Genomic DNA, 26,896 nt, shown 5'->3' with positions numbered 1-26,896 from the left:
GAAATGAGCGTTCGTTCAGTGATCGTGTTTTGCATGGCTACGGCCGGTTTCTGCGGCTGGGCATGGGGACAAGCCGTTGAAATCGGGAGCGTGGGATCGGCGGATCGGCGCCTGGCGGTAGCCATTCCCGATTTCGCAGCTGCGCCGGGCATGGAGCAGGCCGCAAGGGAAATGGCGCAGGTGGCCGCGTACGATCTCGACTTTACGGGCCTTTTTGCGATTGTAGCGCCGGCCAGTTATCCGCCGGCCTTCCAAGGGTACACGGCGGATCCGACGCAAATTGACTTCACGGCATGGCGCAGCGTGAAAACGGCCTATCTGATTTGGGGCAGCGTGTCGCTTCAGGGCAACACGATTGTGGCTGAAATGCGCATGTTTGATGTGCCCAGCGGAACACAGGTCGTCGGCCAGCGCCTCACGGCCAGCCGGGATCTGCCGCGGCTCATTGCACACCGGTTTACCGAGGAAGTGGTGCGCAAGGTGGACGGCGTTCCGGGAATCGGATCGACGGAAGTTTTTTTCAGCGCCGGAAAACCGGGCGCGAAGGAAATCTATGTGGCGGATTACGACGGGGCCAATCCGAAGCAACTGACCAAGCACGGGTCCATTTCGATATTGCCGAAGGCCTCCCCGGACGGTTCCAAGGTCGCGTATGTGTCGTATAAGGATCGCTACCCGTATTTGTACGTGTTCGACCGCGCAACGGGCAGGAGCACGGTGCTGTCGAAGAGCGTCGGCCTGAACGCGGCGCCATCGTGGTCGCCGGACGGGCGTTCGATCGCGATGGTATTGAGCAAGGACGGCAACAGCGAAATCTACGTCAAGAATTCCGACGGGACCGGCGAACGGCGGCTGACGCGCGATCCGGCGTCCGACACATCACCGGCCTTCGATCCTTCGGGCAATCAGATTGCCTTTGTAAGCGATCGCGGCGGCCATCCGCAGATCTACGTGATGGATTCCAACGGGGGCAATCCCCGCCGCGTTTCGATGGTGGGCGGCAGGGCCTACGACCCGATTTGGTCGCCCGACGGAAAACTGATTGCGTTCGTGTCGGAACAGTCGGGTCTGGGATGCGTCATCTATGTGATGAATGCGGACGGGAGCGGTGCGCGCCAGTTGAGCACATCCGGCGGCATGAACGAATCGCCGTCATGGTCGCCCGATTCGCGCCATATCATGTTTTGCTCGACGCGGTCCGGCCAGCCCGGACTTTGGGCCGTCAATGTCCTGCCGCCCTGCGATCTGCACCGCATCAACGTCAAGGGGATGTCCTGCGAAGGACCCTGCTGGGGTCCCCGCCGCTAGGGATCGCGAAAGGAGCGCGTGCCTGAATGGGCGAGAAAGTCGTAACCGTAAACCGGCGGGCGCATCACGATTATCATATCCTTGATCGCATCGAGGCCGGCATCGAATTGCGGGGCACGGAAGTCAAGTCGCTGCGCAACGGGCATATTACGCTCAAGGACGGTTACGGCGACGTGGAAAACGGCCAGATTTACTTGGTCGGCGTGCATATCAATCCCTATGAACAAGGCAATATTCACAACCACGATCCGGAACGGCGGCGCCGGCTGTTGTTGCACAAACGCGAGATCCTGCGGCTGGCGGTCCGTGTCGAGGAAAAAGGCCTGACACTTATCCCCCTGCGGGTCTATTTCAAAAACGGCCTCGCCAAAGTCGAAATCGGCCTTTGCCAAGGAAAACATTCCGTGGACAAACGCGACTCGATACGCGAACGTGAAGTAAAACGGGAACTCAACCGTGCCCTGAAACGGACCCCCAAGACGCACGAAAAGCCCGCCTCCTGATTTTTCACCCGCTTCGGCTGCATCGCCGATTTCAAAATCGTCATCGTCGAATCGTATTGCCAAAAGCCGACCGCGAAAGCCGGCTTCATTACAACCCACCCGCCGAAAGAGCATCCTTGCCGTGCAGGTGATAGGGTAACCACGCCCAAAATCCCCAAAAAATATCTTGACAAAGTGGTTTAAAAGTGTTATGTTGTGGTGTGAAGTGGTGGAAAGTGGTGGAAAACCGGGTTTTTGGCATGTATTACGGATCGCATCCAACTGTTTTAGACGAAAAGGGCCGCATAACGGTGCCGAAACGTCTTCATGAACTAATGGAACGGTCGGATCACATTACGTGGTACATGACACGGGGGTACAAGGGCTGTCTGTACCTCTACAACCTGCCGGAATGGGAAAAGTTGGTTTCGCGCGTCGAGGCGCTGGACCCGCTCGATCCCAAGGCGCACGACTTCCTTCGCTTGGTTTACGGTTGCGCGATGGATGTCAAGGTGGACCGCCAAGGCCGCATGCCGGTGCCCGCGCCGTTGCGCGGGTTCGCGGGTCTGGACCGGGACGTCGTCCTGGTCGGCATGCGGAACCACTTGGAGTTGTGGCGGAAGGACGCATGGGACGCGTACCAAGAGGCCAAGGGAGCGGAGTTTGAAGAGATGGCGGCGGAACTGCTGTTGCGCGGCGCGGCGGGCGGACCGCGAGGCGCCGCATCAACCCAAGCGGATGTCCGCAGCCAGGGAGAGACGACGGGATGATACACATCGAGCGATGCGACATGGGACCTGTGGTGGTCCTGCGGATTGAAGGCGATATTGACGACGACGGCGTCAAAGCCCTTCGGCTGAGTTTTTTGGGCTGTCTGAAAGAAAAACGCTGCAAGGTAGTGGCGAATCTTTCCGGCGTGCGACATATCAGTTTCATGGGACTCGGCGTATTGGTCGAGCGGTTGCGCCATCTTCGGCTGGGCGGCGGCGACCTCAAGCTGGTCGGCGTGAACATGTACGCGGATCGCGTTTTTCGCATGGCGGGCGTATCGGCGTTGTTCGACATTCACGAAACCGAAAGCCAGGCCATTCAGCAATTCCGGGAAGCCGCGTAGCGGGCCGAGGGCCATGGGCTGGGGTCCGGGCACGCGTCCGACAGCCCGAAAGGAGCCTGAAAGCCATGCATGGGCATGTGCCGGTTTTGGCCCAGGCCGTCGTGGATGGGTTGTGCATCCGGAAAGACGGCATTTATGTGGATGGAACGGTCGGCGCGGGCGGACACGCCGCGTTGATCGCCGAACGATTGCGAGGGGGACGGTTGATCGCGATGGATTGCGATCCGGAAAGCGTGGCGTGCGCGCACACGCGGCTGGCCCCGTTTCCGTGGGTGACCCTCCTGCATCGCAATTATGGTGAATTGGCCCAAGTCCTCGCCGAGTTGGACATTGGGCGCGTGGACGGCATCCTGATTGACGCGGGTGTGTCGAGCGTGCAACTGGACGACCCGCGCCGGGGATTCACGTTTCAGCAGGAAGGACCGTTGGACATGCGATTGGACACGTCGAAAGGCGTGACGGCGGCACAATGGCTCGCCCGCATCCGCGAGGACGAACTGGCGCAAATTCTGCGCGCCTACGGGGATGTCGGCCCGGCTCGTCGCATCGCCCGAGCCATCCTGAAACGCGCAAGGCGCGACGCCATGAAAACATCGGGCGATTTGGCCGGGGCGGTATCGGAGGCCCTTGATTTTGTCCACGGGATGCCGGAAGAAACCCGGACGGTTTTCCAAGCCATTCGGATTGCCGTAAACGAGGAATATCGTTGGCTCGAAGCGGGTCTTCGGCAAGGCGTCGAGGTCTTGGCGCCCGGCGGACGGATCGTGGTCATTTCGTTCCATTCGGGGGAGGACCGCATAGTCAAAAGGGTTTTTCAGGAATTTTCGCGCAAAAGAGAAATTCGCTGGCCCGACGGACGGGTCCGCGATTGCATTCCGCCTCGCATGCGGATATTGACGCCCAAGCCGATCCAACCCGACGAGGAAGAAATTCGGCGCAATCCACGGGCGCACAGCGCACGGTTGCGCATGGCGGAAAAATTGGCGCCGTAGGACAGGCAAAAGCGACGGATGAAGAAAATGGATTCACGTAAAACAACGCCAAAGAGAAAGGCACACATTCTTGCCTTTACGCGATACAGGAGGCGGGCATGATTCGACGCGCGCTTCCAGTTCGCCGGTGGGATGCGATTCTGGGCTGGATGAGATGGACCCTTATTCTTATGGCGCCCATGCTGGCCTTGGCATTCGACACGTGGCTCAACACCGAAATGCTCCGGAATGACTATGAGATCGCGTTGATCAATGCGCGAATCAAGACACTCTCGGACACCCTGGATGAACTGCGGGTGGAAGAGGCCCGCCTGCAGACCTTCGATCGCATCGAAATCGAGGCGCCCGATCTCGGATTGATCAATCCACAACCGGATCAAATCCAAGTCATCCATTGCACCGACGAGGAATTACGCGCGCTCGAGGAACCGTTTTCCTTGGCCGTGCGGCAAGATCATTCCGGATCGTCCGCGTCGCTCAATCGGCCGGAATCCGTTCATCGCATCGCATCGTTGCCGTTCAGGCTGCCAGGAAGCGAGGGAGTCAAATGGGAGGATACCGAATCTTTCACGAAGCGCATGAGTGCGACCCCCATGGGGGACCTCCTGCGCAAGGCCATTTATTCCGCGTGCGCATCGTCACTCGGGGATTTCTAGCGGCCTTTTTGGTGGTGGCGGTACGCCTGGCCATTGTCCACACGGATCCCAGTTCGGAACTCACCGCGGAGGAAAGCGCACACATCGGCGAGGTCGAACTCCGTGTGCCCCGAGGCGAAATCCGTGATCGCGACGGGGGACTGCTCGCCAAGGATCGCCGCGTGTATTCACTATGGGCCGACCCGCGGGCCATGGCGGATCCGGAGATGGGCGCGCTGACTCTTGCCGCGCGATTCGGATTGAACGAAACCGAACTGGTATCGCGTCTGACCCGGCGCGACGCAAACGGCCGCCCCCGCAAATTCGTATGGATCAAGCGCTGGCTTTCCGAACAGGATCTAAAAATTTATGAAAATCTCGATCCCATGCTGCAATACGGGCTTTCGCTCAAGAATGAATGGGTGCGCTATTATCCGGAAGGGGAACTGGCCGCGCACCTGATCGGTTTCGTCAACCGCGAAGGCAACGGATGCGACGGCGTCGAGATGTCGTTTGACAAGCATCTGCGCTGCACAACGGGCAAACAGCGATCGCGCGTTGACGCCAACCGGCACATTTTGCGATCGCTGACCCTGGAATACATGGGCCCCGAGGGCGGAGACACCGTTCATCTCACGATTGACAAAAATATTCAACGGATGCTTGAACGCGCGTTGGACAAGCGAATGGTTGAGGCCAACGCGCCGCGGGCGATGGGCATCATCGTGGACGTCAAAACCGGCGCGATTCTTGCCATGGCCACCCGGCCTGCCTACGATCCCAATGAACGCGGAGACGTGTCCGCCGAAAATTTCCGGAATCGCGCGGCCGAATTCGTCTTCGAGCCCGGTTCTTCGTTCAAAATAGTCACCGCCGCCGCCGCGATCGAAGAAGGACTCATCACCACGGAAACCCGCATTTTCTGTGAAAACGGCGCATTCAATCCCTATGGGCACCGCATTCGCGATTTTCACAAACTCGGCGTGGAGCCCTTTACGACATGCTTTGCCGAGTCGAGCAACATCGCCATCATCAAAGTGGGCGCAATGCTTGGCGCGGATCGGTTGGAGCAGTGGATTCGGCGTTTTGGATTCGGAACACGCGCATGCCCGGATCTCCCGATTGAAAGCAAAGGCATTTTCCGCCCCCGTTCCCAATGGTCGAAACTCACGATGGGGTCCCTGCCCATGGGCCAGGAAATCGCCGTGACGATGCCGCAACTGGCCCGCGCGTTTTCCGTCATTGCCAGCGGGGGATATCTGCGCAATCTGTATTTTGTGGATCGTGTGGTGGCGCGTGACGGTTCCGTGGTCTACGAACACCCCCATGAGGAGCCTGTCCGAATTCTGTCCGAATCTACGGCACAAACCATGAAGGATCTTTGCCATCTGGTCGTACTGCATGGAACGGGCAAGCCGGCCAACATTCCCGAATACCGGGCCGGCGGGAAAACCGGCACCGCGCAAATCGCCAATCCATCCGGCCGCGGCTTTCTTCCCGACAAATATACGGCGATTTTCGCCGGATTCGCCCCGGTCGCCGATCCGCGTCTGTGCGTGGTTATTGTCGTGCAGGAACCAAATATCAAGCTGCATTATGGCGGCAGCGTTTGTGGCCCCGTGTTCAAGGAAGTCATGCGCGATGCCCTCATCCGCTTGAATGTGCCGCCCGATCCCATTCAGGATATGCCCGCCACGCCCAACGCCTTCCCCGAAACCGGCGATGAAGACACCATCGTCGCCCGGGAAACAGACGAGCCGCCCCTTCTTGCCTCGCAACCCTTGGATGATTTGTCCTTGATGGCCGCGCACACGATAACCAGCGACGGCGAACCGGCTCTGCCCAATTTCATCGGGATGACCAAGATACAGGCCAAGGCGTTGATTGACCAATTGGGAATCCGGTGGGATCCGCGCGGGGCAGGACGGGTCGTCATGCAGGATCCGCCGGCGGGCGTTGCGTTGCGCGACGTCTCCCTGTGCAGTTTGATTTTCTCGAACGAAACACAAGACAAGATGGAATCGAATGAGGCTAAACGAACTCCCAAAGTGGCTCGGCTCTGACTGCGCCGGGCTGCCGGATAGTCCAATCGCGGCCATAACCGAGGACTCGCGCCGCGTCGTTCCGGGGACCGTGTTCGTGGCGGCTCCGGGTGTTCGGACCGACGGCCATGCCTTCGCGCAACAGGCGGTCAACGCGGGCGCCATCGCGATCATCGGATCACGGATCGGTATTGCATCCCTTCATGGCGTGCCCTATCTTTTTGCGGAACACCCCCGGCGCGCGCTGGGCATCATCGCACACGCGATCGCGGGCGATCCGTCGCGATCACTGACCGTGATCGGCATTACGGGAACGAACGGGAAATCCAGTTCGGTTCTGCTCGCGCAACGTATGCTCGAACAGTGCGGCCACCGCACCGCCGCATTCGGCACGCTCGGCTACGACATCGCGGGCACGATTCATCCCGCCGCCCACACGACGCCCTTCGGCGAGGAACTGGTCGGCATGTTCCGCCGCGCACGCGACGCCGGCTTGACGCATGTCGTCATGGAGGCCAGTTCGCACGCACTCGATCAGGATCGTGTCGCGGGCATTGATTTCGACGTGGCGGCGTTCACCAATCTCACCCAGGATCATCTCGATTACCATCCCGATATGACCGCTTATCGGCGCGCCAAAATGCTGCTCTTTGAACGCATCCAAGGACCGGGCCGCTTTACCGTCGTCAACCGCGACGATCCCAGCGCGCCGCATTTCATCGCGGCATCGAAGGCGCCGTGCATCACCTTCGGAACGGACGCCGACGTGCGGCCGCGCGATATCCGCATGGGACTCGCCGGCACGTCGTTTACGGTCGAAACGCCGTGGGGACGGCAGAACATGCGGTCGCCTTTGCTGGGATTGCACAACGTGGCCAACATGCTCGGCGTCATCGCCATTGGAGGCGGACTTGGATTGCCGCTGGCCGGAATCGCGGAAGGGATCGCGTCGCTGGCGCATGTCCCGGGCCGTTTCGAACGCGTGGACGCTGGACAGGACTTTCTTGTCATCGTGGACTATGCCCACACCGAGGACGGCTTGCACAACGTTCTGGCGGCGGCGCGATCCGTTTGCGATGGCCGCGTAATCTGCGTGTTTGGATGCGGCGGCGATCGGGACAAAACCAAGCGCCCCCTCATGGCCGCCGTGGCCGCGCGGCAAGCCGATTTTTCCATCGTCACGTCCGACAATCCCCGCACCGAAGACCCGTTGCGGATTATCGCGGATATCGAACCCGGCCTGATTGCAAGCGGCAAACGGCGCGGCCCGGACTACGAGATCATTCCCGATCGCGCCGAGGCCATCCGCCGCGCCATCGGACTGGCCCGGCCCGGCGATCTCGTCCTGATCGCCGGCAAGGGGCATGAAGACTATCAAATCATCGGCACGGACAAGATTCACTTCGACGATCGCGAAGTGGCACGCGCCATCCTGGAGGAACACCCGTAGTCATGGCATGGTCCTATACCCTACGCCAACTTGCCGAGGCCATCGGATCGGATACAAATCGCGGTGATGTGACGTTCCGGCGCGCATCCACCGACACGCGGACCCTCATGCCGGGCGACGTGTTTTTCGCCCTGCGCGGCGAACACTTCGACGGAAACCGTTTCGTGCGCGACGCGTTCATGAAGGGCGCGGCAGGCGCCGTCACCACCGAAACCAGCGAATACGGCCCTTGCCTCGTCGTGCGCGACCCCCTGGAGGCATTGCAGCGGTTTGCGTCGTTTCATCGCCGCCATTTTGATATTCCGCTGTTTGCATTGACGGGATCCTGCGGCAAAACGACGGCCAAGGACATGACGGCCCGCCTGCTCGCCACCCGGTATCGCGTGGTCAAGACACAGGGTAATCTCAACAACGAAATCGGTTGTCCACAATCGCTCCTGCAAATGGACGCGGAAACCGACATGGCCGTCATTGAAATGGGCGCGAACCACCCCGGCGAAATTGCCCGCCTGTGCGAACTCGCGCGGCCCACTGAATCGGCCATCACCATGATTGCCCCCGCGCATCTCGAAGGGTTCGGCAGCATCGAAAATGTCGCGAAGGCCAAAGCCGAAATAGTCGGGGGACTTTCCCCCGGCGGCGTTTTCTACGTCAATGTGGACGATCCCCGTTGCGTGCGCATCGCGGAATCGTTTTCCGGCGAAAAAATCCGTTTCGGGCAATCCGGCGATGTCGTGCTTGAATCCTGCGAAATAACAGGCCCCGGCGAAATGCGGCTGTGCATTCATCCCGTCGGCGCATTGCGGCTTCCGCTTGCCTGCCGGGCGCATGCCGTCAATGTTCTGCTGGCCGTCGCCGTGGCATTGCGGCACGGCGTAACGGAATTCGAGGGGCCGCTGCGCGAGGCGGCCGCGGCCACGTCGCGTTTTCGTTTGCTGCCGCTGGGTCCCCTTACGATCATGGACGACAGTTACAACGCCAACCCGGCCAGCATGTCCGCCGCTTTGCAGGCTTTGGCGGAATGGCCCACGCCGGGCGCGCGCTTTGCCGTGCTGGGCGAAATGCTCGAACTGGGCGAAACGGCCACGGCCCTGCATGCGGAAATCGGCGAACGCGCGGCCGCGTTGCGCACGGATCATCTCTTTGCGCTGGGCCCGCACGCGCATGATATGATCCATGCGGCCCGGGCGGCAGGCATGGCACACGCCGAAGTGTTCGACGATCCCAACGATATCGCAGACGCCATCCGTATGCTTGCGCGGCCCGGCGACGTGTGTCTGGTAAAAGGTTCACGCGGCATGCGCATGGAACGGGTTATCGAGGCGCTCCGCGAACGATACGCATAAGGAATCGGCATGCTCTACTATTTGGCCCAGTTTCTCACGCCCCACATGAGCGCGTTCAACGTCTTCACCTATCACACGGTTCGCGCGGGCGCGGCGGCGCTGACCGGGTTTCTCTTTTGCCTGATTATCGGCCCCTATGTCATCGAACGTCTGCGCATGCTGAAAATCGGCCAGCACATCAAGAAAGACTATGTCGCCGATCTCCACGAATTGCACAAGGGCAAGTCCGGCACGCCGACGATGGGCGGCGTCATGATTATCGCCTCGACCCTGTTTTCCCTGCTTCTGTGGAGCACCCTAATCAACCGCCTTCTGTTGATCGCCACCGGCGTCCTGGTCTTGCTCGGTATCGTGGGATTCATTGACGACTTCATCAAACTCAGGCGCAAGCGTAACGATGGCCTCACCGCGCGCGCGAAAATGGCCGGGCAAATCGTCACGGGTCTCGCGCTCGGACTCATCCTCTATTTCTTTCCCATCACGATCGGTTCCTCCTATATCAACGCCGATCACATACTTGACTGGCCGGGCTTGGCCAACGAGTTCAAGGCGCACGCCGACGATCCGTCCGCCGGACCCATCGGGCGTGTTTGGGATCGCCTCTCCCCCGCTCTTCAGCGCCGCCTGCTGGATTTGCCCGTGGACGGGGCCGTGGACAAGCGTTCACGCGGGCTTCTCATCGAGGAATTGAACGCCATTCTCGAAGAACGCGATCTGTGCGACGAGACGATCCGGCGCGAAATCCGCAAACGGCCGGAAGCGGCATCCCTTGTGCAAAAAGACATCGCGCGCCTGTCCGGACGCGAACTCACGCAACTCAACCGCCTCGCGATCGAACACATTTTCGCGGGGTATATCGCCCACGGCGGGCGGGATCTCCACACCCGCGTCGAAATTCCGGGATTCAAAGGCGTGGCGATACCCCTGGGCCCCCTTTACATCCTGTTCGTCATGTTCATCATCGTGGCCATGTCGAACGCGGTAAACGTCACCGACGGTCTCGACGGCCTCGCGGCGGGCGTATCGGTCATTTCGCTGCTTGCCTACACCGGCATCGCGTATGTCGTAAGCCGCGTGGACTGGTCCGACTATCTCTATGTCGTCTACGTGCCCGAAGCCAGCGAACTGGCCGTGTTCGGCGCCGCGCTGATGGGCACGGGCCTCGGATTCCTCTGGTTCAACGCACATCCCGCCGAAGTTTTCATGGGCGACACCGGATCGCTCGCCCTCGGCGGCGCCATCGGAACGATGGCCATTCTGACCAAACAGGAACTGCTCCTGCCCGTCGTGGCCGGATTGTTCGTCCTCGAAATCCTCAGCGTCACCATCCAGATCGCCTCGTTCAAAACCACCGGCAAGCGCGTATTCCGGATGGCGCCGCTGCATCACCATTTCGAACTGCAAGGCTGGTCGGAAACCAAAGTCACGATCCGTTTTTGGATCATCGCAATCTTGTTCGCCCTGATGAGTCTCGGCGCGCTCAAGTTGCGGTAGAAAGGCCGTCATTTACAACGTTAGCGGAAAAAAGGCAACCGTGGTGGGCATGGGCCGGACGGCGCTTGCCGTGGTTCGGCTGCTGCTGCGCGAAGGGGCGAGGCCTTTCGTGACCGAGGCGAAATCCGGCGCGACATTCGAGTCCGCCTGCGCCGAACTCGATGCGCTCGGCGTGCCATACGAATTGGGCGGCCACACCGCCGCCGCGTTCGCGAACGCCGACCTCGTTATTCCAAGCCCCGGCGTTGCGCCGGCGAAGATACCCATCCCGCCGTCATGCCGCGCGGAGATGATGAGCGAAATGGAATTCGCCTTCCCTTATTGCCGTTCGCGCATCATCGCCGTCACGGGCACGAACGGAAAAACCACGACGACGGAACTCTTGAAGACGCTCGTGGCCGGGTGCGGGCATTCCGTCACGCTCGCCGGCAACAACGACACGCCCCTCAGCGCGGCCGTATTGGAGTCCCCGGCGCCTGAATTCCTCGTGCTCGAAGTCAGCAGTTATCAACTGGAACTTGCAAACGCATTCCATCCATGGGCCGCCGCCGTGATCAACGTGACGCCCGATCATCTCGCCCGCCATGGCACAATCGAAACGTACGCGGATGTCAAGGCGCGCATCCACGCCCGGCAAGACGTCGGCGACATTGCCGTCGTCAATGAGGACGACCCGATCGTCCGGGTCATGGCCGCATGGACCCGCGCGCACGTTTATCCGTTCAGCCTCGAAAAACGTCTCGACAACGGTCTTTGGCTTGACGGCCGCGCAATCCGATTCGGCCGCGAACAGGTGGCGGATGTGTCTGACACGATACTGCCGGGCCGCCATAACCTGCAGAATGTCCTTTGTGCGCTGTCGTTCATGCGCGCGGGCGGATTCGATTGGGATCGGACGCTGGCCGCCTTGCGCACGTTCGGCGGCGTCGAACACCGCATTGAATTCGTGACGCGCGTGTCCGGCGTGGATTTTTACAACGACTCGAAGGCCACCAACGTGGACAGCCTCAAAGTGGCGCTGGAAAGTTTTTCGGTTCCGGTCGTGTTGATTGCCGGCGGGGAAGGGAAAAACACCGATTATCGAGTCTTGCGGGATCTGGTGCGCGCGAAGGTCCGCCACATGGTCCTCATCGGGGAAGACGCCCCGAAAATCGAAGCGGCCTTTGGCGATCTCGTCCCCGTCGAACAAGCCGCCGCCATGGACGACGCCGTCCGGCGGGCGGCCGCTGCCGCTATGCCCGGCGACGCGGTTCTGCTTTCGCCCGCGTGCGCCAGTTTCGACATGTACACCAGTTTCGAACACCGGGGCCGCGTGTTCAAACAGGCGGTTGCGGACTTTGCGCGACACGCGCGGGAGATATTGCCATGAGACGTGAGACCACGGCGATTTTGCTCATCGTATTGGCGTTGCTGAGCATCGGGCTGATCACCATTTACAGCGTGGCCGCGGTCAAAACCAACGGCATGAGCCTGTTCTGGCGCCAGGCGGCATGCGTCGCGGTTGGCCTTGGCCTCATGCTCTATCTCGCCACCTTCTTCGACTACCACCGGTTCGGCGAACCGCTGTTTTTCCGCGGCATCGTCGGACTTGCCCTGTTGTTGCTTGTCGCGGTGCTCATTCCGGGCATCGGCGTAGAGGTAAACGGCGCCACGCGCTGGATCCGGCTGCCGATCATTCATCAATTCCAGCCGTCCGAGATTGCCAAGTTCGCGCTGATTCTCCTGCTGGCCCGCAAACTGGCCGAAAACCGCGATCGCATTGCGACCCTGCGGGGCGGGTTTCTGCCCATGGCCGCCATTACCGGGGCATTTGTCCTGCTGGTGCTCATGGAACGCGACCTCGGCATCCCCGCCGTGATGGGCAGCGTGGCTTTTCTCATGATTTTCATGGGCGGCGCGCGCTGGTTTTACGTGTTCGGCAGCGCAATCGCGGGCAGCGCGTTTATTGTCGCCATGATCAAAACAAGCCCCTATCGCTGGCAACGGCTAATCTCCTTCCTGGACCCGTTCGCGCACCGCAACGACGGCGGGTTCCACCTCATACAAAGCCTCGCCGCCTTTGCGCGGGGATCCTACGGCGGCGTCGGCCCCGGCGCCGGCGAGCAAAAACTCTTCTACCTGCCCGCGGCGCATACCGACTTCATCTTCGCGGTCTGGGGCGAGGAAATGGGACTGCTGGGCACGGCCCCGGTCGTGGCGATGTTCGTGGCCTTCCTTTTTCTGGGCATGCGGATCGCCAACGCCGCCCCCGACCTGTTCGGTTCGCTCCTCGCCGCCGGCATCACCATGCTGATCAGCCTGCAGGCTGCATTCAATATGGGCGTGACGATCGGATTGCTGCCCACAAAAGGCTTGACGCTGCCCTTCGTCAGTTACGGCGGCACGGCGCAGATCGTTTTCCTCGCCATGGCCGGCATTCTCATGAACATCGGCCTGCAAGCCGGCGCCTATTACGAAGTCAGGCAGGAATTCGCCGTGGCGCATTAGCCGCGCATCATGCGGCGCCGCGGCCCGCCACCACCGCGTGGAATGTCTTCAAGAGTATCTTGAAATCGAGCCACAAGGACCAATGGTCAATGTAGGCGAGGTCGAGCCCGACCCATTGCTCGAAGCCCACGTCGCTGCGCCCACTGACCTGCCACAATCCGGTCATGCCGGGCTTGACGCTCAATCTCCGCCGTTGATCCCAGGTATATTTTTCGACTTCGGCGGGAATGGGCGGCCGGGGGCCGACAAGCGTCATCTGGCCGAGCCACACGTTGATGAGTTGGGGAAATTCGTCAAGGCTGTACTTGCGGATAAAGGCGCCCACGCGGGTAATGCGTGGGTCGCGTCGAATCTTGAACACGGGCCCGTCGGCCTCGTTGAGGGCCTCAAGCGCCTTGCGGCGCGCTTCGGCATCCTGCACCATCGAACGGAACTTGATCATCTTGAAACGGCGCCCGTTCAACCCGACGCGCTCTTGCAGGAAAAAAACAGGCCCCGGTGAATCGGCCTTGATGATAATCGCCATGATGACGAAAAACGGCGCCAGCCCCATCAGCATAACGGTCGAAACGAACAAATCGAGCACGCGTTTCAAAAACAATTCGCCGCGCGCCTCCGGGATAGCCGAAAGCGACAGCAGCGGCACATCTTCGATGTAGAGAAGACGGCTTCGCGCAATGCGTAGCGGGAAGAGATCCGCGAGGAAATGCACCGGAACGCCTCGTTTTTCACAAATTCTCCCCATGCGATACACGAGTTCATAATAGGATCGCACCGGCAGCGCGATGTGCACTTCCTGAATCCCGTGCCGGTCAATCACGTCTTCCAGGTCGTCAAAATCGCCGCAATGCAGAACGGACAACGATTGCATGAAATGAAACCGGCTCGCGTCGTCCTCGATGAAGCCATCCACCCGGTAACCGTGGTGCGGATTGGAAAGCAGGAACTCGGCCAGGCGCGCGCTGCGCGGATTCGCGCCGACAATGAGCACCGAGCGCAGGTCGTGTCCGCGTGAATGGACCACCATGGCCGCCCCATGGGCAAGCATGCGGAATGTAACCAGCGACACCAGGCCGCCGATACTGAACGCGGCCAGAAAATCTCGCTTCAATTCCTGGTTGGCGATGGGCACGGCGATAAAGACGCCGAAGGCTATCGCCCCCACCGCCGCGCGGATCATCGAAAGCAAATAGGATCCCAGATCCTCGTTGCGCCCGGGTTCCCACAGCCCGCGATCAATGGCCACCCAACTCCAGACCAGCAGGAAAATGAAATAGAAACCGGCATGGTGCAACATGCCGCCAACAAGACCGGCCTGTTCCGGCAAGGTCACGTAAACCGCCGCGACATACCCTACGAACGTATAGGCGGCATCCAGTCCCGCGCGAAACAGGATATTCGAACGATGCGCATGCAGCGCCTGTAAAATCATCGTCGAAAGGTCCTTGTCATGGTTTGAATGCGCTTCGGACGACACGCTCAAGACCGAGCGCGCTGTCGTCCAATCCAACGGCAATCGGCGGTTTCGGTTCGGACGCGCTCATGTGGCCCAGCCACACATTGAACAATACCGGCAGTTCGTCGAGATCGTAACGGAACAGGAATTCGCCCAGCCGGGTGAAACGGCGTTCCGCGGCCGGGTCCGCCGCGCCGGACGCCGCCTCCTTACAGCGGAAACGGTACATGCGAAAACGCCGCCCGTCCCTGCGAACCCGGTGTTGCGGTTCGAGGAGCGGACCACGCGATTCCATCTTGACAAGCGCCGCGATGACAAGCATCGGCAGCGCCAGCATCGCGATGAGCAGGGAGGAAATGGCCAAATCCTCGAGGCGCTGGATCAGGTGGCGCGGCTCGATGCGGGGCACCCCGGTCAACGACAGAAGCGGCATGTTGTCCAGGCGCCACATGCGGTTCGGCGCCACCCGAAACGGGAACAGGTCCGCCACGAAACGCACCGGCACGCCGACGCCTTCGCACAAATGGGCGATTTGTTGAATCGTTTCATAAAACGACCGAACCGGCAGCGCGATGAATACCGCATCCACGACACGATCCACCAGTATCCGTTCGAGCGAATCGATCGGGCCCAAATAGGGAACCTGCAATTGTTTCATGATGCCCAGCCGGCTCGTGTCGTTTTCCACAAACCCGTCCACGTGGAATCCGTATTGTTCGTGCGCACGAAGCAGTTTGACCAGATAGACCGCCGTGTCGTTTGCACCAACGATGACGGCATTCGACATGCCCCGGCCATGGACACGCAGACGCCAGATATTCAGGCGAAACGCCGTGCGGTAGAACAGAATCAGGCCAAGCGTCGTCATCCCAAACACAAACAGGAAATCCCGCCCCAACCGTTCGCGGTCGAACACGGCCATCAACAGTACGCTGCCCACAAGGGCCGTCAGGAAGGCCTTGGCGATCGAAGAGAGTTGGGGAAGCAGATCGTCGCTGCGCCGGGAAGCAAGCAGCCGCTGATCCAAGGCGGCCACCAGCCACGACGCAAGAAACGCGGCCAGATAACTCGAACGGTTCCCCAAAGCGTCGCAAAACGACGCATCCGCCCGCAATGTCGCAAACACGGCCACATACAGCGCGCCGATGATGCACACCGTATCCAGCAGGAACCACGCCAGGCCAATCAGCCACGGGAAACGTTGCCGAACAGGCATGGAACCGCCGCCACGGCCCGGCAACGATGGGGTTCCGCTTCCGTCCGAATCGATTCCCGCGTTTTCTTGTTGAGTTTCCGGCGCGATCGAATCGTGCGCGCCGCCGGAACTTGCAGCCATGACAATGCTCCGTTTCCGCTAGAATGTACCGCAAGAAGCCACGCCTGTCAATTCCCGATTTTCCGCCTTGTCGTTTCTTGCAGTTTTTCACTGAAGTTCGTATGCTGTGGCGAAGCCGGACATGGCTCGTTCCGGCGCCGGTTTTGGCCGTTTCAAGGCCGCGAGTACACATTGGAAAACCGTGACAAAATACGTGATATGACAGCAAATGACGAGGCAGATTCACTCCGTTCGCGCCTTGCGCGGATGGAAGCAGAAGTGGTCCGGCTGCGGGAGAGTCTCGAAAACCAGCGGCAGGCCGCCGAACGAACCGAGACGGCGCGGCAGGATATCGAGCAGCGTTTCCGGATGTCGTTCCAAGCGATGGATTCCGGTTTTGTCCTGCTTGAAATTCTCCGTGACGCCGGCGGCCAGCCGCGCGATTACCGATTTCTCGAAGTAAATCCCGCTTTCGGAAGATTGACGGGCGTGCAGGCGGAGGATACTGTTGGGCGAACGGTGCTCGAAACGTTGCCGGAAATCGATCCCTACTGGATGGAGTGTCTTGAACGTGTCGCCATCACAGGGGAAACGGCGCATTTTGAACGGTTCAGCGTTGCACGCGGCATGCATTACAGTGCGACGGTGTATCGTCCGGCTCCCGATCGAATAGCCGTCCTGTTTACTGATATCACCAGCCATAAACACACCCAGGAAGCCCTGCAGGCCGCACTGGCCGAATTGACAGCCATCCACGACAGCGCTCCGCTCGCGATGATGCTCCTCGACAACGACCGGCGCGTCATCAAGGCCAATGCCGCCGCCGCGCAATTCGCCGACCGGACCGGCGAGGACATGGCCGGCCGTCGGGGCGGCGAAGCGCTCCGATGTCTACATGCGCTTGACAATCCGGCAGGCTGTGGTTTTGGGCAGTCATGCGCCGACTGCCGAATCCGCCAAGCCGTTCTCGACACGTTTGCCACCGGCGCCTGTTGCAAAGGCCTCGAAACCTGGATGACGTTTCAGAAAGACGGCGCGGCCGTCGAAAAATGCCTGTTGGTCTCCGTGGATCGCATTCAGATGGACGGCGGCTTTCGCGTTCTGGTATGCGCCGAGGACATCACGGAGCGCAAACGGGCCGAGGACGCCTTGCGCAATTCGCGGGAACTGTACCGTTCGCTGGTCGAAAACCTGCCGCAGAGCGTCTTTCGCAAGGATCGCGAGGGGCGTTTTGTGTTCTGCAACCGCCGCTTCAGCGAAACGGTAAAGCGGCCCATCGAGGAAATCCTGGGCAAGACCGATTTCGATTTGTTTCCACGCGAGATGGCCGAGGCCTACCGCGCGGACGACCGGCGCGTCATGGAACTGTACGAAACGCTGGACCAGATCGAAAAACATATTGGCGCCGACGGCAACCTGATGTACGTTCAGGTGGTCAAGACGCTCCTGCGCGATCGGGAAGGCAACATCGCCGGCATTCAGGGGATCTTCTGGGATGTGACGGAGCGCTGCCGGAAAGACGAGGAACTTCGGGCGCTGGCCCGTTTCAACGAGGAAGTAATTTCCGGTGCCGGCGAAGGGATAATCGTCTACGACCGCGAACTGCGCTACCGCGTCTGGAATCCGTTCATGGAAAAACTGACGGGTTTATCGGCGGCGTTTGTGCTGAACAAGCATGCCTTGGACCTGTTTCCGCACCTCCAGGAACAGGGCGTGGACAAACTGTTGCAAGCGGCCCTAAACGGGCAAACGGTCCGCTCCGGCGACGTGCCGTTTACGAGTCCCGACACAGGAAAATCGGGGTGGGTCGTGGGCGTTTACGCGCCCCATCGCAACGCCGATGGGGAAATCGTCGGGGTGATCGCCAACATTCGGGACATTTCCGAGCGCAAACGGATGGAAGCCGAACGCCTGGAAGTGGAGCGGCGGTTGTTGCAGGCCCAGAAACTCGAAAGTTTGGGCGTGCTCGCGGGGGGCATCGCGCACGATTTCAATAATCTGCTGATGGCCATCATGGGCAATCTCGATTTGGCGCTCATGGAACTCGCTCCCGATTCCCGCGCGCGCCAAGACATAGAAAAGGCGATGACGGCCGCTTCGCGCGCGGCGGATCTTACCCGGCAAATGCTGGCCTATTCGGGCAAGGGCGCGTTTATCATGCGCCCGATTGATCTAAGCGAACTGGTCGGGGAAAATGCCGGCCGGCTTCAGGCATCCGTTCCGAAAAACGTGCGGGTAACACTCAACCTTGCCGCGAACCTTCCATCCGTTCGTGCCGATTCGGGGCAACTCCTCCACGTGCTGGTGAGCCTGTTCACCAACGCGGCGGAAGCCATCGGCGATGCGCCGGGCACGATACGCATAACCACCGGCACAACGACCTGCAACGAGCAGAACCTGCGGGACAATTGTGTTGATACGACGCCCGCGTGCGCCTGTTGCGTCTTTCTCGAAGTGGCCGATACGGGTTGCGGCATGGATGAGGAAACGAAACGCCGTTTGTTCGAGCCATTCTTCTCGACCAAGTTCACAGGACGGGGCCTGGGCATGTCCGCCGTGCAGGGAATAGTCCGCGGACACAACGGAGCGATATATGTGGAAAGCGAACCGGGCAAGGGGACGACGGTTCGCGTCCTGTTTCCCATAATGGAGGAGGCCGGGGAAAAGAAAGAAGGCTCCGGGTGATGGGTGAATGTGGACACCAGTGAAAAAAACTATTCGTCCATGTTCGCCGGATGATGGAATTCGGCGGGATGCCGCGACAACTCGCCCCGATCCAGCAGCCTGCGAAGGGCGTTCATGTCAACGGTGCGCGGCGTCCCCTTGATGCCGGTGGATGCCGGAAACACGGCCGCGGCTTCCGGTCCGCGCAGGCTCTGTATACCGTTGGCCGCCACAAATAAAACCCCCCCTGCCGCCACGGCGAACAACACCATCCCGGCGGTTCGCCGGGCAAGGAGCGACTTGGCCCGCCCGCCCACCCGACGGTTCGCCGCGCAACGGTCGCAGTGCAGGCAATCAAGTTCGCGAACGGAACGCACGCCGAGATCGCAGTGCAGGGGATATCTCGGCGGCATCCATCGCGCCGCCATCCGTACGCCGTTGAACAACGACAGAAAGGCGCCCGCCGGACACAACGCACGGCACCAGAACCGCGGCATGAACAGCCCGGCCGCCGCCATGCAAACGATGAAGAGGGTAAACGAAGCGCTCCAGTTTCCCGCAAAAAGGGCGGCCAGCGGGTCCGCCTGCGCCACGCGATAGTCGCGAACAAGCGCAAATTCGCAGACCAGCAGGAACAAGAGGACATATTTGAATGGGCGAACGAGCCGCCAGACGCGGGCATGCGGGGCAACCCGCCACCGGCGCGGCCACAGGTCGCCCACGAGATCCTGCAAGGCTCCCGCGGGGCATACATGGCCGCAATAGGCATTGCCGAACAGGGCCGCCGCCGCGGGCAACACGACCACCAGCCAGAAAACCCCGCCCCAGGGCAGTTCGCGCACGCCGCCATCCAGCAACAGCAAAACATGCTGTACACTGTATTGCAGATTGAGCGCGAAGCCGAGCACAAGGGCCGAGACGGCCAGCACGGCCCAGCGGAGCCGGAACGGGGAAGAAAACCGCAGGGCATAGGCGGCCATCAGCATCACGGTCAGGATCCCCGCGTCGCGAACCGGCTGCCAAGGGACGGTTTTTGGCACGCCGGCCCCGGCCGCTTGCGCCCGGCCCAGTATTTCCTTGGCAAATCCATGGCCCGCGCGTTCGAGTCCCAGTTGGATGGCCCTGTCGCTGACCGTAGCGCCGGAAATGATCGCCACGTCCCGGAAGGGTTGGGGATCGAAAAGGTTCCTGCCTTGCAGGCGGTCTTTTCGCACTTCGACGAGCGACAAATAGGACCGCGTTTCCCGCGATTTCACGACGGCGTAGTCAATCAAGCGTCCATCGGCGTCCACATGGGCGGCCAAAAGAATCGGTCCCGCGTAGCCCTTGATATCCGCCGCCCAGGGTTTCGTGGGAAAGATGTAGCCACCCTGGGCCGTCCGCGCATATTCAACAGCCGGGCCGCCGGGCCGTTCCGCCTGCTCGCGCATGGGTTCCTCTTCTCCCGACAATCGGCGCACCGCATCCCAAAACAGATGTTCCTCGGACGCGCCCTGTCGCAAGGCCGCGAATCCCGAAACGAACAACGCATACACGGCAACGCCCGCCATCGCGTACCCTGCCGCGCGCAACGGAAATCGTCCCGTATTCCCGGGCAACCGGCGCAAACCGACGAATTCGGGGAGGTTGAGTGCGATCAATCCCAACAGGATCAGCGCCGCATCGGCGCCGATCATCGGCGCCAGCAAGGTGGGCAATAAAACAGCGGCCGACGCCCCGCCCAAATTGTCCGCCGCCTGAAGTTGGGCCGCCACGGATGCCGCCTCGCGCCCCATGCGTTGCAACGCCGCCGCCAGCGGGAAGTAGCCGCCCGTCGTGACGCCGGCCGCGAAAAACATGAACGCGAAGCCCGCTTGCGCGCCCACCGTATCCTGCGCGAGCAGCAGGAGGAATGCGGCGTGGATCGCGAGGAGCGCGGCAAGGAGCATTCCCTTGGGCGCATTTCGCTCCAACCGCCATTCGATGAAACGTCCGCCGGCGAACGCGCCCGCCATAAACAAGGCCGAAATAAGGCCGATGTGAAGATACAGCGAGCCGTGCCGCGTCTGGTATTGAAACATGAGCAGCTCGCTGGCCGCCATGCCGGCCGCGCCGGTGGATGCGGCCAGGAACATCGCGCCATACCGGGAAGCATCCGCGGGCGGCGCGTGCCGGCTACCCCGGCGGTACAACAAACGCAACAGCAGATAGATGACAAGCGGCGCGGCCAACAACGGAGCGCCGTCCCGCGTTGCGAGCGGCAGGAAGCCCGTGGGAACGGCCCAGCCCGCCTGTTTGATCGCGAGCATCAGCGTGAAGAGCAACGCGCGCGGCCGCCGGTCTTCGATGCGCAACGCGTCCGTGCCGATTTCCCGCGCGGCCTTGTCGTATTTTTCTTGTTGAAAAACGATGCGATCCGGCGGAAACAGGGCCGGAATGTTGGCGGGGGGATAGATGGCGGCCGCACCGGGAATGTCCTCGAACCGTTTTCGCAATGTGGCCGGAAATACCGACAGGATATCGGCGTCCGACGCGAAAAACCACGTTTCCTCGCCGGGTTTCATCGCAACATGCTTGAAGACCGATTGCAGCGTTGCCAGCAGCGACGCGCCGAGGAAGGCGCGCTCGGCGCCCAAAAAGTTTTCGCCGCCCGCCACGCAAACCGACACCATCGCTTCCGGATTGAGCAAGGGGCGAAGCCCTTGAAAGGCCTCCACGCTGGCAAAACGGTTCATGGCCAACGTCGAAAGGCCGGGCAGGTTCAGTATTACGGCGTCGTACCGGCTTGACGTCGCCTTGGCATGGGCGCGCAGATCGGTTCGGGGCGCGTCCTCCGGCAGGAAATCAGGCATTCCACCCATCTTCAAGATCGCGCGCAAGCGGTCCGGATAGGCGGGATCGGTATGAAGCCACGTCACCCGTTCGATGCCTGGAACGGCCCGCAGCCGGTCGCACAGGCCGAGCGCGTCCGGTCCGATGACGAGTGCGTTGCGCATGTCCGGTTTCTGGGCAAGATGGATGGCCGCGACCTCGGCGGCGTGTTCGCCCGGAGGCCACGTGTCGCACACGGCGCCGTTGGAAACGACGATGAACTGTCCGCCTCGGTTGCCGTACAAATAGCGACCCTGCGGGGTCGTGAAATAGCCCCGGTACGATTCCGCGGTCAGGAGACGAGACCATTCCGCGCGCGCGTTTGCCGCGGCCCAGCGCATCGGCAACGCGCCCTGCACAGCCGCCGCAAGGAGGGCGCAGGCGAAAAGACCCACAGCCAACCGTGGCCGCCCGCGCAGCGACCCTGCCGCCGCGCCCAACAAGGGAACCGCGGCCAAGAGGATAACTTTTTCGCCCGGCATGCCGAAGGCCAGCGCAAGGGTCGTGAACACGCCGCCCAGACATCCGCCAAAGGTTTCAACGATATAGACGCGCGCGGCGGGCAGAGATGCGCGGCGCGCGGCTTCCCGCGAGGCCATTGTGAAAAGCAGGCCCGTCAGGAAACTGAAGGGCGCGTTCACCACGAATGCGGCGGCGAACATCCGCGCAAAGGGAAATTGCGCGAAGGCATGGACGCCGGCCAATTCACGCGCATGGAGAATCAGCGCCTGCTGCACAACAAATGCAACGGCATACGCAACGGCCGGCAACCCCAGCGGCAGGCCCCATCCGGAAATCCATCGTCCCGCCGCGGCCCCCAGCGCAATCCAGACCAGCCATGCGCCAAAGAACGCGCCCACCCCCAGTTCGTTGCCCTCGAATACCGTGAAGAAGTCGCGAAACAGCAATGTCTGTGCCGCCATCGCAAACAGGCCAAGCGACGCAATCAATACGAAATTCCCCCCTTGAAGGGGGGAATTAACAGAAGCACCGCCCGGCTGCGCCAATTCATCCTTCATCCTTCATCCTTTAGCCTTTGGCCTTCCGCGCCCCATCATTCTCCTTCATGAAACACAATCGCCTCGAATACCGTATATTTGGTTCCTTCTTTCCATGCGTCGCCCGGAAGCCCCGCCTTCATGGACAAATGCGTCAGCGTCGTCGGTAGATCCCAGCCCTGCTCCGGCGCAACCTGTGGCAGAAACACCGCGCTGCGTCCGTTTTTTTCGATCACGATGCCATGCTTGCCGAGGACAATTTCGCTGTAGCCGCCGATCGGACGCGGCTGTGTCAGCGCGGAGATTTCGTAGCGCAGCAGCGGCAGTTCCGCCGCCGTCACGGCCCCGAAACGATAATCATTGATGCCGGCATCCACCGCGCGTTCGATAACGGCCTTGTACAACTCGCGGCGCGGAAAGATCTCGCCGATGCAGCCGCGCAACTGTCCGTTTATCTTAAGCGTCACGAAGGCGCCCATGATCTGCTTCATGCCGGGCGTGACGGGAATGCCGAGTTCTTCCGGGGACGGCGATCGTCCATTCTTGATCTTTCCTTCGAGCGAGGCGCGGGCAAGCGCCAGGAGGTTTGCCTTTTCTTCTTCCGTCAGGGACGGCTGCGCCGGGGATGTTTCGATGGATGCGGATGCGGTCGGTTCCATGGGTTTTCCTTTCTTCCACGCGCCCGTGAACGCGATGGACAGATAACTCACCGAATTCGTCGTGTCGTTCATCATGCGGCCCGACGTGTCGTAGTGGAGCAGTCGCGCCTCCGATTCGGAGGGCAGCATGGACAGCAGTATCCGAATGGGGCATTCCCCGCAGATCGTGTCGCCCGTGCTTTCGATGTGCTTCTCGAAACCGGCGATGTCCTTGCGCTGAATGCAATCCCATGCGGCCATGTTCAATTTCTTGAGGTTGTCGAAGACGTTGTCCGTAAAGGGGACATAGTCGTAATTGACACCGTAGTGCGTGAAATCGCTACTGGCGACAACCAGTGTTTCCGGATCGATCAACCCCGACAGGATACGGGCCATGGTCCGCGCCGTTTCGCGATCGATCCGCCCCACGACGATCGGCACGAAGGTAAAATCGCCAAGGACCTTCTGCAGGAACGGCAACTGGATTTGCACGCTGTGCTCCTGGTCGTCCGCGCCGGGAACCGTGCCGAAGGGCGAATATTTTTTCAGCGCCGCGATGAAGTCCACGTCGAGCGGCGTCTCGCCAAGAGGCGTGGCGTAATGGGTGACATCCGGCACGCTGGCCGCATTGCGCATGGCCATGCGGTGCGACGGTCCCATCACAATGACGCGGCTGAACTTCTTCCCGGCCAGCTGCTTGTAGGCATACGCCGCCACCGGCCCCGAATACCGATAGCCGGCATGCGGCACAATCAGGGCGTGAATGTTGTCAACGGGGGCCGCGTCCGCTTTCGCAAGAAATCCGTCCAATTGCTCCGAGAGCCGATCCTTGTCCGCATCGTACCATTGCCCGGCCAGCGGCGATTGGAAAACGGCCTTCTTTTCCGGTGTACTTGGCGATACAACGGTCGCGCCTGCATGATTCTGTGCCTGGGCGGCTGCGCGAACCGATGAAACGCGCGCGCGCATTATTCCAAGCGGGACCAGGAACATCAGGAGTAGAAGCAGCCCAATCACAGGCGCGCCTGGCCCCAGAAATCGCCTCCAAGCGCCCCAACTTTCAAGACGATTCGTTCGCATATCCGAACCTCCATCAACCGGCCCAGTCGCAGGGTTCCTTGATCGCATCACGGCCCAAAGCCCGGGTGTGCCCCGGATATCTCAATGTGCGCAATGCTTCGGTGACGCGCCTGGGCGCCCAATACGCCGCGGCCGCCAACAGCGGCGCGCCAACCAATGTCCGCAACAGAATACTCAAGAAAGAACGCCGTTTTAGCGCCATAGGCCGGGTATCTCCGTTTGACAGCCGGGGCATCGGCCGTTCTGCAGCAGGTTCTGCAGCACGGTGTATCCCCGGCGTTCGATGAGCAGTTTCTTGCAGCCCGGACAGAACGTGTTTTCGGCATCCGGACGCGACACATTGCCGATATAGACGTATTGCAACCCTTCGCTTTGCGCGATGTCGCGGGCGCGATCAAGCGTTTCGGCAGGCGTCGGAGGCAGATTTCGCATCTGATAGTTCGGAAAGAAGCGCGAGAAATGGAGCGGGGTGTCCTTACCGAGATTTTCGGCGATCCACTTCGCCAGTTTACGAAAATCGTCGTCCGAATCGTTGAGGGTCGGAATGACCAGATTGGTCGGCTCCACGAACACGCCGAGCGATTTCGCCACGACACAGGCATCCAGCACCGGTTTCAGCGTTGCTTGGCAGACGTCGCGGTAGAACTGATCCGACATGGATTTCAGATCGATCTTCGCGCCGTCCACATACCGGCACAATTTCTCCCACGGCGGACGGTTGATGTAGGCGGCCGTGACCAGCACATTGCGCAGTCCGGCCTCGCGCACCGAAATGCAACCGTCCAGCGCGTATTCGTAATAGACGGTCGGGTCGGTGTAAGTGTACGCCACGGACTGGCAGCCGTTCTCCTGCGCGATACGGGGAAGGTCGCGCGGCGGGAGCCTATGGGCCGGAACCGTCTCCGGATCGCCCTGCGAAATCTCCCAGTTCTGGCAGTTCTTGCAGTGAAGATTGCAGCCGACCGTCGCGAGCGAGAGAATAGCCGTTCCCGGAAGGAAATGAAACATCGGTTTCTTCTCCATCGGGTCTATATGGACAGTACACGGATGCCCATACGTGACCGCGAGCAACTGTCCGTCCACGTTCACGCGAATGCGGCACTCGCCGCTCTGCCCCGGTTGAATCTCGCACCCTTTCGGGCACAATTCGCAGATAATCGCGCCTGCCACGGCGGTCTCCCGCTTTGGTTATCGGATGGATTTTATCATAAAAAATGATCTTGATGATTTGTTTGAAGTTCGCTATCATAAAATAAAGTGTTTGGTTTCTAACAAAACACGCGGTGTCGGAGATAGGACGCTTATGGAACTGATTTGTTTCTTGAAAGAGTATTTGGCGTCCCCGAAATTCGTCGGCGGCGTGGCGCCCAGTTCACAACGCCTGGCGGAACTGATCACCGAGGCGGCGGGGGTTCGGGAAGCCGGATCGGTGCTCGAATTGGGTCCGGGCACCGGCGTTTTCACGGAAGTCATCGCCCGAAAACTCCGTCCGGACGCCCTTTTTCTGGCTATCGAGATCAGCGAGGAATTCGTGAAACAGACGCGGGAACGTTGTCCAAACGTCGAGGTGATTCACGATTCCGCCGCGAACGCCGGCCGGCACCTCGCGGCGCACGGATTGGACGCGTGCGATTGCATCGTGTCGGGCTTGCCGTTTGCCATATTCGGGGCGGACCTCCAGGACGAATTGCTGAACGCGGCCTACAACGCGCTTCGTCCCGGGGGTGTGTTTGTGACGTTCACCTATTTCTTCAGCCCGTGGACGCCGCGGGGTTATCGCTTTCAACGCCGTCTTCGCGGGCGATTTCCGAATACCGAAAAAACGCCGATAATATGGCGCAATCTGTTTCCGGCTTTTGCGTACCGCTGCATCAAGGAGACGGAAAAAGCATGAAGTCCGCGTTGATGGTATGGGGTGGTTGGGAGGGCCACGAACCGAAACAGTGCGTGGATGTCTTCGCGCCCCTTCTTGAAGCGGAAGGGTTTTCGGTCGCCCTCTCGGACACGCTCGACGCCTATCTCGACCGGGATCGCATGCAATCGCTGGATCTGATCGTGCAATGCTGGACAATGGGCACGATTACCGGCGAGCAGGAAAAGGGGTTGCTCGATGCGGTCCGCGGGGGCGCCGGCATGGCGGGATGGCACGGCGGCATGTGCGACGCGTTCCGCAACAACACGGATTATCAATGGATGACGGGCGGGAACTGGGTGGCCCATCCCGGCGGCTGCCGCGAATATACCGTGAACATCGTCAATCGTTCGGATCCGATCACCGAGGGCATCGCGGACTTCAAAATGAATTCGGAGCAGTACTATCTCCACGTGGATCCTTCCAACGAAGTACTCGCAACCACCGTGTTCGACGGGGCCGAAGCGCCGTGGACCGCGGGATGCGTCATGCCGGTCGCATGGAAACGAAGGTGGGGCAGCGGCCGCGTGTTCTATTCGTCGCTGGGCCATGCCGCCAGGGATTTCGACGTGCCCGAATGCCGCGAAATCATGCGGCGCGGCATGATCTGGGCCGGCCGGTAATCCATCGAAG

21 protein-coding genes and 1 pseudogene are annotated in these 26,896 nt (G+C 60.8%); 16 read left to right on the top strand and 6 right to left on the bottom strand.

All coding sequences use genetic code 11. The features are described 5' to 3' along the window. Window positions 1–3: 3 nt before the first annotated feature. The 13 genes and pseudogenes from tolB (at window position 4) to P5540_02285 (ending at window position 13,350) form a co-directional block, all read left to right on the top strand. Window positions 4–1,308, top strand: a complete 1,305-nt coding sequence (gene tolB / locus P5540_02345) for a Tol-Pal system beta propeller repeat protein TolB (GenBank protein HRT63642.1) — start codon at window positions 4–6, stop codon at window positions 1,306–1,308. Window positions 1,309–1,334: 26 nt separating this feature from the next. After that, window positions 1,335–1,811, top strand: coding sequence for an SsrA-binding protein SmpB (smpB, locus tag P5540_02340; protein HRT63641.1), 477 nt, complete (start codon window positions 1,335–1,337; stop codon window positions 1,809–1,811). Between the two features lie 200 nt (window positions 1,812–2,011). Next, window positions 2,012–2,560: a division/cell wall cluster transcriptional repressor MraZ gene (mraZ, locus tag P5540_02335; GenBank protein ID HRT63640.1), complete on the top strand. Its 549-nt coding sequence runs from the start codon at window positions 2,012–2,014 to the stop codon at window positions 2,558–2,560. Continuing rightward, window positions 2,557–2,904, top strand: a complete 348-nt coding sequence (locus tag P5540_02330; GenBank protein HRT63639.1) for an STAS domain-containing protein — start codon at window positions 2,557–2,559, stop codon at window positions 2,902–2,904. The genes mraZ and P5540_02330 overlap by 4 nt, the downstream gene beginning before the upstream one ends. Window positions 2,905–2,969: 65 nt before the next feature. Beyond that, a complete protein-coding gene (gene rsmH, locus P5540_02325) occupies window positions 2,970–3,896 on the top strand; it encodes a 16S rRNA (cytosine(1402)-N(4))-methyltransferase RsmH (GenBank protein HRT63638.1) in 927 nt (308 codons plus the stop codon). 98 nt (window positions 3,897–3,994) lie between these two features. Then, the gene (locus tag P5540_02320) at window positions 3,995–4,552 is read left to right on the top strand and encodes a hypothetical protein (protein ID HRT63637.1); all 558 of its coding nucleotides are present in this window, start codon (window positions 3,995–3,997) and stop codon (window positions 4,550–4,552) included. Further along, complete coding sequence (locus P5540_02315; GenBank protein ID HRT63636.1) at window positions 4,525–6,594, top strand: penicillin-binding transpeptidase domain-containing protein; 2,070 nt, start codon at window positions 4,525–4,527, stop codon at window positions 6,592–6,594. The genes P5540_02320 and P5540_02315 overlap by 28 nt, the downstream gene beginning before the upstream one ends. Continuing rightward, window positions 6,557–8,023: a UDP-N-acetylmuramoyl-L-alanyl-D-glutamate--2,6-diaminopimelate ligase gene (locus tag P5540_02310; protein HRT63635.1), complete on the top strand. Its 1,467-nt coding sequence runs from the start codon at window positions 6,557–6,559 to the stop codon at window positions 8,021–8,023. Before P5540_02315 ends, P5540_02310 begins: the two co-directional genes overlap by 38 nt. 2 nt (window positions 8,024–8,025) lie before the next feature. Next, window positions 8,026–9,369: a UDP-N-acetylmuramoyl-tripeptide--D-alanyl-D-alanine ligase gene (gene murF, locus P5540_02305; protein HRT63634.1), complete on the top strand. Its 1,344-nt coding sequence runs from the start codon at window positions 8,026–8,028 to the stop codon at window positions 9,367–9,369. A 156-nt stretch (window positions 9,370–9,525) separates the two neighbouring features. Next, a pseudogene (locus P5540_02300) lies at window positions 9,526–9,630 on the top strand (hypothetical protein). Window positions 9,631–9,789: 159 nt separating this feature from the next. Then, complete coding sequence (mraY, locus tag P5540_02295; protein HRT63633.1) at window positions 9,790–10,863, top strand: phospho-N-acetylmuramoyl-pentapeptide-transferase; 1,074 nt, start codon at window positions 9,790–9,792, stop codon at window positions 10,861–10,863. Between the two features lie 40 nt (window positions 10,864–10,903). After that, window positions 10,904–12,232, top strand: coding sequence for a UDP-N-acetylmuramoyl-L-alanine--D-glutamate ligase (murD, locus tag P5540_02290; protein HRT63632.1), 1,329 nt, complete (start codon window positions 10,904–10,906; stop codon window positions 12,230–12,232). Further along, window positions 12,229–13,350, top strand: coding sequence for a putative peptidoglycan glycosyltransferase FtsW (locus tag P5540_02285; GenBank protein ID HRT63631.1), 1,122 nt, complete (start codon window positions 12,229–12,231; stop codon window positions 13,348–13,350). The genes murD and P5540_02285 overlap by 4 nt, the downstream gene beginning before the upstream one ends. A gap of 7 nt (window positions 13,351–13,357) precedes the next feature. Here the strand turns inward: P5540_02285 and P5540_02280 are convergent, their stop codons facing one another. Next, a complete protein-coding gene (locus P5540_02280; GenBank protein HRT63630.1) occupies window positions 13,358–14,782 on the bottom strand; it encodes a sugar transferase in 1,425 nt (474 codons plus the stop codon). Between the two features lie 16 nt (window positions 14,783–14,798). Beyond that, window positions 14,799–16,142 (bottom strand): sugar transferase, encoded by a 1,344-nt coding sequence (locus P5540_02275; GenBank protein ID HRT63629.1) that lies wholly within the window; start codon window positions 16,140–16,142, stop codon window positions 14,799–14,801. Window positions 16,143–16,400: 258 nt separating this feature from the next. On the opposite strand from P5540_02275, the gene P5540_02270 reads away from it, so the two are divergent. Further along, window positions 16,401–18,806: a PAS domain-containing protein gene (locus P5540_02270; GenBank protein ID HRT63628.1), complete on the top strand. Its 2,406-nt coding sequence runs from the start codon at window positions 16,401–16,403 to the stop codon at window positions 18,804–18,806. 29 nt (window positions 18,807–18,835) lie between these two features. Here the strand turns inward: P5540_02270 and P5540_02265 are convergent, their stop codons facing one another. From P5540_02265 to amrS, 4 genes are read right to left on the bottom strand one after another with little or no spacing between them, the layout of a single operon-like run. Next, on the bottom strand, window positions 18,836–22,654 hold the full coding sequence (locus P5540_02265; protein HRT63627.1) for a 4Fe-4S binding protein: 3,819 nt from the start codon (window positions 22,652–22,654) through the stop codon (window positions 18,836–18,838). A gap of 35 nt (window positions 22,655–22,689) precedes the next feature. Next, the gene (amrB, locus tag P5540_02260) at window positions 22,690–24,351 is read right to left on the bottom strand and encodes an AmmeMemoRadiSam system protein B (GenBank protein ID HRT63626.1); all 1,662 of its coding nucleotides are present in this window, start codon (window positions 24,349–24,351) and stop codon (window positions 22,690–22,692) included. A gap of 13 nt (window positions 24,352–24,364) precedes the next feature. After that, window positions 24,365–24,529 carry a hypothetical protein gene (locus tag P5540_02255; GenBank protein HRT63625.1) on the bottom strand — a complete coding sequence of 55 codons (165 nt, stop codon included), beginning with the start codon at window positions 24,527–24,529 and terminating at the stop codon, window positions 24,365–24,367. Between the two features lie 14 nt (window positions 24,530–24,543). Continuing rightward, on the bottom strand, window positions 24,544–25,521 hold the full coding sequence (amrS, locus tag P5540_02250) for an AmmeMemoRadiSam system radical SAM enzyme (GenBank protein HRT63624.1): 978 nt from the start codon (window positions 25,519–25,521) through the stop codon (window positions 24,544–24,546). Between the two features lie 133 nt (window positions 25,522–25,654). Here amrS and P5540_02245 point away from each other — a divergent pair, with 133 nt between their 5' ends. Continuing rightward, window positions 25,655–26,245 (top strand): methyltransferase domain-containing protein, encoded by a 591-nt coding sequence (locus P5540_02245; protein HRT63623.1) that lies wholly within the window; start codon window positions 25,655–25,657, stop codon window positions 26,243–26,245. Continuing rightward, a complete protein-coding gene (locus tag P5540_02240; GenBank protein ID HRT63622.1) occupies window positions 26,242–26,886 on the top strand; it encodes a ThuA domain-containing protein in 645 nt (214 codons plus the stop codon). The genes P5540_02245 and P5540_02240 overlap by 4 nt, the downstream gene beginning before the upstream one ends. Window positions 26,887–26,896: the final 10 nt, after the last annotated feature.

Source organism: Candidatus Hydrogenedentota bacterium (genome assembly GCA_035450225.1).
In the GTDB taxonomy this organism is placed as follows: Bacteria; Hydrogenedentota; Hydrogenedentia; order Hydrogenedentales; family SLHB01; genus DSVR01.
The sequence above is the reverse complement of the archived record's forward strand: the minus strand, read 5'-3'. Positions and strand labels throughout refer to the sequence as shown.